Source organism: Paenibacillus sp. NPDC058071, from assembly GCF_042885235.1.
Taxonomy (GTDB): Bacteria; Bacillota; Bacilli; order Paenibacillales; family Paenibacillaceae; genus Pristimantibacillus.
This window is the reverse complement of record NZ_JBHVSK010000022.1, coordinates 94,213-100,636: the sequence shown is the minus strand read 5'-3', so window position 1 is coordinate 100,636 and position 6,424 is coordinate 94,213. Positions and strand designations below refer to the sequence as shown.

Below are 6,424 nucleotides of genomic sequence, written 5' to 3'. Positions count from 1 at the left end.
AACACGACCGTTAAGCCCTCCAGCGCCGATGGTACTTGGACCGCAGGGTCCTGGGAGAGTAGGACGTCGCCAAGCTACGAGAGACCTACCGCATTTATGCGGTAGGTTTTTTGTTGTGTTCGAAAGTTCGAAAGTAGGTGTTGGCGGCGCCCTCGATAAGCCGATTTATTCGGTGCGGAATGAACGACGCCAAGCATGGGAAGCCTACCAAAACAATTATGGTAGGTTTTTTTGCTATATCCGGAAAAGTTTGTGACCTATTCTCGAAGCGATACTATGAAGTAGAACTGCTGATTCTTGCTCGTTTTGTACGGGATATGACATAATCAAGGATAAGCTACCACGACAATGTTAATTGTACGCATTGCCTGGTCACTACCTATTAGTACGTCGATGCAGATACAGATGCGTTGAACAAGAGAAGCAAAGTAGAAGGAGGTAAGTGGAGATGACGCTAGACATTCGCACTTTCGGGACGGAGCTTTTAGACGAGTCGCTGGAACTGTCTAAGTTTGCATTTCAAGTACAAATAACACCTGAAGAAGAGGAACGAATGCGTGAAAGGATCAAGAAAGAGTCGGCGACCCAACTAGGCGCGTTTATTGAAGGTCAACTAGCCGCCAAGCTGACGAAGCTGAATCTGCAGGTTTATCTCGGAGGCAAGTCTTTTGAGATGGGGGGCATTGCAGGGGTCTCTACATGGCCGGAATACCGCAGGCAAGGTCTCGTAGCGAAGCTGTTGAGCCGCATACTGGAAGAGATGCGGGACAGCGGTCAGACGGTCTCTATGCTTGCTCCTTTTGCTATCGGTTTTTATCGCAAATTCGGCTGGGAGCTGTATACCGATCGCAAGGAATACGAGATTGAGGCAGCAAAGCTCCCTCCTCGCACGCCATACCAAGGAACAATCAAGCGGACTAGTGACTATGACCTTTTAAATACTATTTACAACGAGTATGCGCAAAACTATAACGGCACATTGACGCGGTCGGCGGTTTGGTGGGAGCAGCGCATTCAGAGCCGGTTTCCCGGCAGCCAGTCAGCCGTCTATTATGATACCGAAGGGCGGGCATGCGGTTACGTTCGCTACAAGGTGGCCAGCCGGGAATTAGCGCTGTCTGAGTTTGTCTATACAACGGAAGAAGCCAGAAGCGCTTTGTGGTCGTTTCTCGGACAGCATGATTCGATGATTGATCGATTAAAAGCATCGCTGCCAATCGACGACGCATTGCCGTACCTTTTGCCGGATCCTCGAATTAAACAGACGATATATCCGTATTTTATGGCACGGATTGTCGACTTGGAATCGTTCTTGAAACAATACCCATTCAACAAAGGAGAACAATCGTTGGCCGTTCAGCTCGACATAGCGGATGAGCATGCACCTTGGAACAGCGGTCGTTACTCACTAAAGGTTGGCGCGAACGGTACGGCTGAGGTCGTTAAATTGCCGCAGGCCGAAACGGCGTCAGCCGGTGCCGAGTATGTTCGCACCAGTATCGGTCAACTATCCGCCATACTATTCAACTACAAGAGTACAGAAGAGCTTCGGCGTCACGGATTGCTCCAATGCAATTCGGAGACAGCCGCTGAGCTGGATAAGAGAATACCAAAGCTTACCCCATTCTTGGCCGATTTTTTCTAGTCCATGGTACCTCTTCCATCGCCTTAAACGAGTGGGTCAAACTGCCTAACGAACGCGTTCGCCCAGCCTTGACAGCCCCTACCCCCTCTGCTAATATTGCAATAATATACGTGAGAGGCATCAAAATTAAGGGAGGAACATACTCGTGTGGGAAACGAAATTCGCCAAGGAAGGTCTTACATTCGATGACGTGCTGCTCATTCCAAGGAAATCAGAAGTGCTGCCACGGGAATCAAACATTTCGACACAACTCAGCGGGAGCATTAAACTGAACATTCCACTTATCAGCGCAGGGATGGACACGGTAACAGAATCGGCTTTGGCGATTGCAATAGCTCGTGAAGGCGGTATCGGCATTATTCATAAAAACATGTCGGTCGCGCAGCAAGCGGAAGAGGTCGATCGCGTGAAACGTTCGGAAAGCGGCGTTATCACGAATCCGTTCTCGCTTACGCCTGAGCATCATGTGTATGATGCAGAAGAACTCATGGGCAAATACCGCATCTCCGGTGTTCCAATTGTTGATGCTGAGAAGAAACTAGTGGGTATCATTACGAACCGCGACTTGCGCTTCGTTCACGATTACTCGATCAAGATCAGCGAAGTGATGACCCGCAGCGAACTGGTGACAGCTCCAGTGGGTACGACGCTGCAGGAAGCGGAAGTGCTTCTGCAGAAGCATAAAATCGAGAAGCTGCCGCTTGTCGACGAGACGAATACGTTAAAAGGACTTATTACTATTAAAGATATTGAGAAAGCGATCCAGTTCCCGAACGCGGCGAAAGACAAGCAAGGCCGTCTGTTGTGCGGCGCGGCTGTAGGCATCGGCAAAGATACAGCCGACCGCGCCGACGCGCTCGTTCAAGCCGGTATCGACGTGCTGGTCGTGGACTCGGCACATGGTCATCATATTAATATCCTTGATGCCGTTCGCAAGCTGCGCGCGAAATACCCGGATCTGATCATTATCGCCGGCAACGTGGCGACGGGCGAAGCGACGCGCGATCTGATCGAGGCTGGCGCATCGGTCGTGAAAGTCGGCATCGGACCTGGCTCGATCTGTACGACACGCGTTATCGCCGGCATCGGCGTTCCGCAAATTACGGCGATTTACGATTGCGCGTCGGTTGCTCGTGAATATAATGTACCGATCATTGCAGACGGCGGCATTAAGTATTCCGGAGACATCACCAAAGCGATCGCGGCTGGTGCGAGCGCGATTATGATCGGCAGCTTGTTCGCCGGTACATCGGAAAGCCCGGGCGAGACAGAAATTTTCCAAGGCCGCAGCTTTAAAGTATACCGCGGCATGGGCTCACTCGGCGCGATGAAGGAAGGCAGCAAGGACCGTTACTTCCAAGAGAACGAGAACAAGCTCGTTCCGGAAGGCATTGAAGGACGCGTTCCGTTCAAAGGTCCTCTGGCCGATACGGTGCATCAGCTGCTGGGCGGACTTCGCTCCGGCATGGGCTATTGCGGCGTAGCGAACCTGGATCAGCTTCGCAACGATACGCAATTCATTCGCATTACCGGCTCCGGTCTTCGCGAAAGCCATCCGCATGATGTGCAAATTACGAAAGAAGCGCCAAACTACTCGCTGTAATGACCCGATATCGGGAAGCACGGCAGACATCGGACGCTTGCGATTCAATCGCAGCGTCCCGTGTCTGCTTTTTTTGTGGAAATAAGCAGAAAGCTGTCTGTTCAGGTTTCTCTCTCCCTCTCGCATGTGATACAATTACATCGATAAACTTAGGAGAAAAGGGGAGAGGAATGTTGAAGGCAAAATTTAGCCCGCCCAGAATGAAGTCGGTTGCAGTCGCTTTCATGGCTGTCTGGTTGGCGGTGTTCTCAGCGGCAGGCGCTGTGAATGCAGCGGGCACGGCTGGCGGCGAGTGGGTCGACAACCCGCTTGGACTTGAAGTAAGCTCTGCCATTCTGATTGATGCGGATTCAGGACAAGTAGTTTATGAAGTGAATGCGGACGAGCCTCGGCCTCCCGCAAGTATGACGAAGCTGATGACGGAGTACATAGTACTCGAAGAAATTTCCAAGAAGGCACTAACCTGGGATGAAATCATTACCGTAAGCCAGGAAGCCGCTTCTACGCCGCCGGATGGCTCGCAAATTTATTTGGCGGCAGGCGACCAGCACTCGGTAAAGGACTTATATATCGCAATGGCAGTCGGTTCTGCGAATGACGCAACAATCGCTTTGGCTTCCCAAATCGGAGGAAGCGAGGCCGGATTTATCGATAAGATGAACGAAACGGCAAAAGAACTCGGGCTGACTACGGCGCATTTTACAAGCGCGACGGGTCTGCTCGATACGACAATCATTTCGGCTAGAGACATGGCCAAGCTGGCACAGACTATTCTGGCCAAGCATCCGGAGTTTTTGGAATACTCCAATTTGCAGAAGTACAAATTCCGCGAGCGCGACAAGCAGCCAATGATCAACTGGAACTGGATGCTGGGTGCGAACAAGGACGTTAAGAACTTCAAACAGTTCGCCTACGAAGGCGTAGACGGCATGAAAACCGGCTACATATCCAAGGCGGGTTATACGTTCACCGGCACGGTAAAACGCGGCGACACGCGTTATATCAGCGTCGTAATGAACACCAGGTCGAAGGAAGCGCGTTTTGGCGAAACGGCCAAGCTTTACAACTATGCGTTCAACACGTTTGAGAAAAAATCGGTCATCGCACCGAAGACGGTAGTTGAAACGCTAGAAAAGACCAAAATTAAAAAAGGCGTTCAGAAAACGGTGCCTATCGTCACCGAATCCGATGTTACGTTTACAGTGAAGAAAAATGTCGAACCCAAAATCGAGATGACCGGTCACGAGCTGATGAGCGATAGTGAACTGGTAGCTCCGATCAAAGCAGGCCAGAAGGTCGGAACGGTGACATACACGTACACCGACGATGAAGGCAAGAAAATCGACAAAACAGTAAATCTGATCGCTTCCGAAGATGTGAAGAAAGGCGGTTGGTTCCGTCTTTTCTTCCGCGGCATCGGTCATTTCTTCTCCGGGCTGTTTGACGGCATCGTCAACCTGTTCTAATCTGCCGTATACAGGTAAAACAAGGGTTGTCTGAAAAGTGGCGTTCCTGTAAAATTAATGGTTAGAACATGTGGGCGATACTGCATATACAAGTACAAATCTGCGAAGCGCCAATGCCGCATCTGCGGCTTGGCCAAGCCGAATTTTGAGGAGGACTCATCAGTAATGGAAACAGGAACTTCGCGTGTAAAACGCGGTATGGCAGAAATGCAAAAAGGCGGCGTCATCATGGACGTTATGAACGCCGAGCAAGCTAAAATCGCGGAAGCGGCAGGCGCAACGGCCGTTATGGCGCTGGAGCGCGTACCTTCCGACATTCGTGCGGCAGGCGGCGTAGCTCGTATGGCCGACCCGACGGTTACGGAAGAAGTTATGAAAGTCGTTTCGATCCCGGTTATGGCGAAAGCCCGCATCGGTCATATCGTTGAAGCGAGAGTACTGGAATCGATGGGCGTCGATTATATCGACGAGAGTGAAGTTCTGACTCCGGCTGACGAAGTTTTCCATATTAGCAAGAACGAATTCACTGTTCCGTTCGTATGCGGCGCCAAAGATTTGGGCGAAGCGCTTCGCCGTATTCAAGAAGGCGCGGCAATGCTTCGCACGAAAGGCGAGCCAGGAACAGGCAACATCGTGGAAGCGGTACGCCATCTTCGCCTCATCAATGGTCAAATTCGCAAAGTGGCCGGCATGTCCAAGGACGAGCTGTACAACGAAGCGAAATTACTCGGCGTTCCTTACGAGCTGCTGCTTGGCGTTCACGAAAGCGGCAAATTGCCGGTCGTTAACTTTGCAGCAGGCGGCGTAGCGACTCCTTCTGACGCGGCTCTGATGATGGAGCTGGGCGCAGACGGCGTATTCGTCGGTTCCGGCATTTTCAAATCCGACAATCCAGAAAAATTCGCTCGCGCGATTGTTGAAGCAACGACGCATTACAAAGACTATAAGCTGATTGCCGAAGTATCCAAAAACTTGGGTGCTCCGATGAAAGGCATTGAAATTTCGAAGCTTGACGCTTCGCAACGCATGCAAGACCGCGGTCTGTAAGCCCTCGTTTCAATTAAGGCAGAAACAGACTAACGGCAAGCTGTTGTAAGCAAGAAAGGCGTGTTGGCATATGAAAATAGGCGTACTGGCGCTGCAAGGCGCGGTAGCGGAGCATATGCGAAGTTTGGAGGCGGCGGGCGCGGAAGCGGTCGCCGTTAAACAAACCCAGCAGCTCGAAGAACTGGACGGTCTCGTCATCCCCGGCGGGGAAAGCACGACGATCGGCAAATTGATGCGCAAGTATGGATTTATGGATGCGGTTCGCCAATTTTCCGGGCAAGGGAAGCCGTTGTTCGGCACTTGCGCCGGTCTTATTATTTTGGCGGATCAAATCGAAGGTCAGGAAGAAGCGCATCTCGGCGTCATGGACATGGTCGTCGCGCGCAATGCTTTTGGCCGCCAGCGGGAAAGCTTCGAAACCGACTTGCCGGTCAAAGGAATCGAAGAGCCGGTTAGGGCGGTATTCATCCGCGCTCCTCTTATTAAGGAAGTTGGCGAAGGTGTAGATGTATTGTCTACCTATAACGGTGAGATCGTGACGGCGAGACAAGGGCATCTGCTCGCGTCCTCCTACCATCCGGAGCTTACCGATGACTACAGTCTGCATGCTTATTTCGTGAATATGGTGAAAGAAGCGGCTGCCAACCGCTAATAGAGAGGGGT

The 6,424-nt window shown here is 51.5% G+C and carries 5 protein-coding genes and 1 rRNA gene; all 6 read left to right on the top strand.

The features are described from left to right. Window positions 1-75, top strand: a 5S ribosomal RNA gene (gene rrf, locus ACFVTB_RS27645); the annotation flags it as partial. A gap of 373 nt (window positions 76-448) precedes the next feature. Then, window positions 449-1,645: a GNAT family N-acetyltransferase gene (locus ACFVTB_RS25195; RefSeq protein ID WP_387755675.1), complete on the top strand. Its 1,197-nt coding sequence runs from the start codon at window positions 449-451 to the stop codon at window positions 1,643-1,645. A gap of 145 nt (window positions 1,646-1,790) precedes the next feature. Further along, window positions 1,791-3,248 (top strand): IMP dehydrogenase, encoded by a 1,458-nt coding sequence (gene guaB, locus ACFVTB_RS25190; protein ID WP_387755673.1) that lies wholly within the window; start codon window positions 1,791-1,793, stop codon window positions 3,246-3,248. A gap of 170 nt (window positions 3,249-3,418) precedes the next feature. Beyond that, complete coding sequence (locus tag ACFVTB_RS25185; protein ID WP_387755670.1) at window positions 3,419-4,714, top strand: D-alanyl-D-alanine carboxypeptidase family protein; 1,296 nt, start codon at window positions 3,419-3,421, stop codon at window positions 4,712-4,714. Window positions 4,715-4,879: 165 nt separating this feature from the next. Beyond that, a complete protein-coding gene (gene pdxS / locus ACFVTB_RS25180) occupies window positions 4,880-5,761 on the top strand; it encodes a pyridoxal 5'-phosphate synthase lyase subunit PdxS (protein ID WP_387755667.1) in 882 nt (293 codons plus the stop codon). Between the two features lie 70 nt (window positions 5,762-5,831). Continuing rightward, a complete protein-coding gene (gene pdxT / locus ACFVTB_RS25175; protein WP_387755663.1) occupies window positions 5,832-6,413 on the top strand; it encodes a pyridoxal 5'-phosphate synthase glutaminase subunit PdxT in 582 nt (193 codons plus the stop codon). Window positions 6,414-6,424 lie beyond the last annotated feature (11 nt).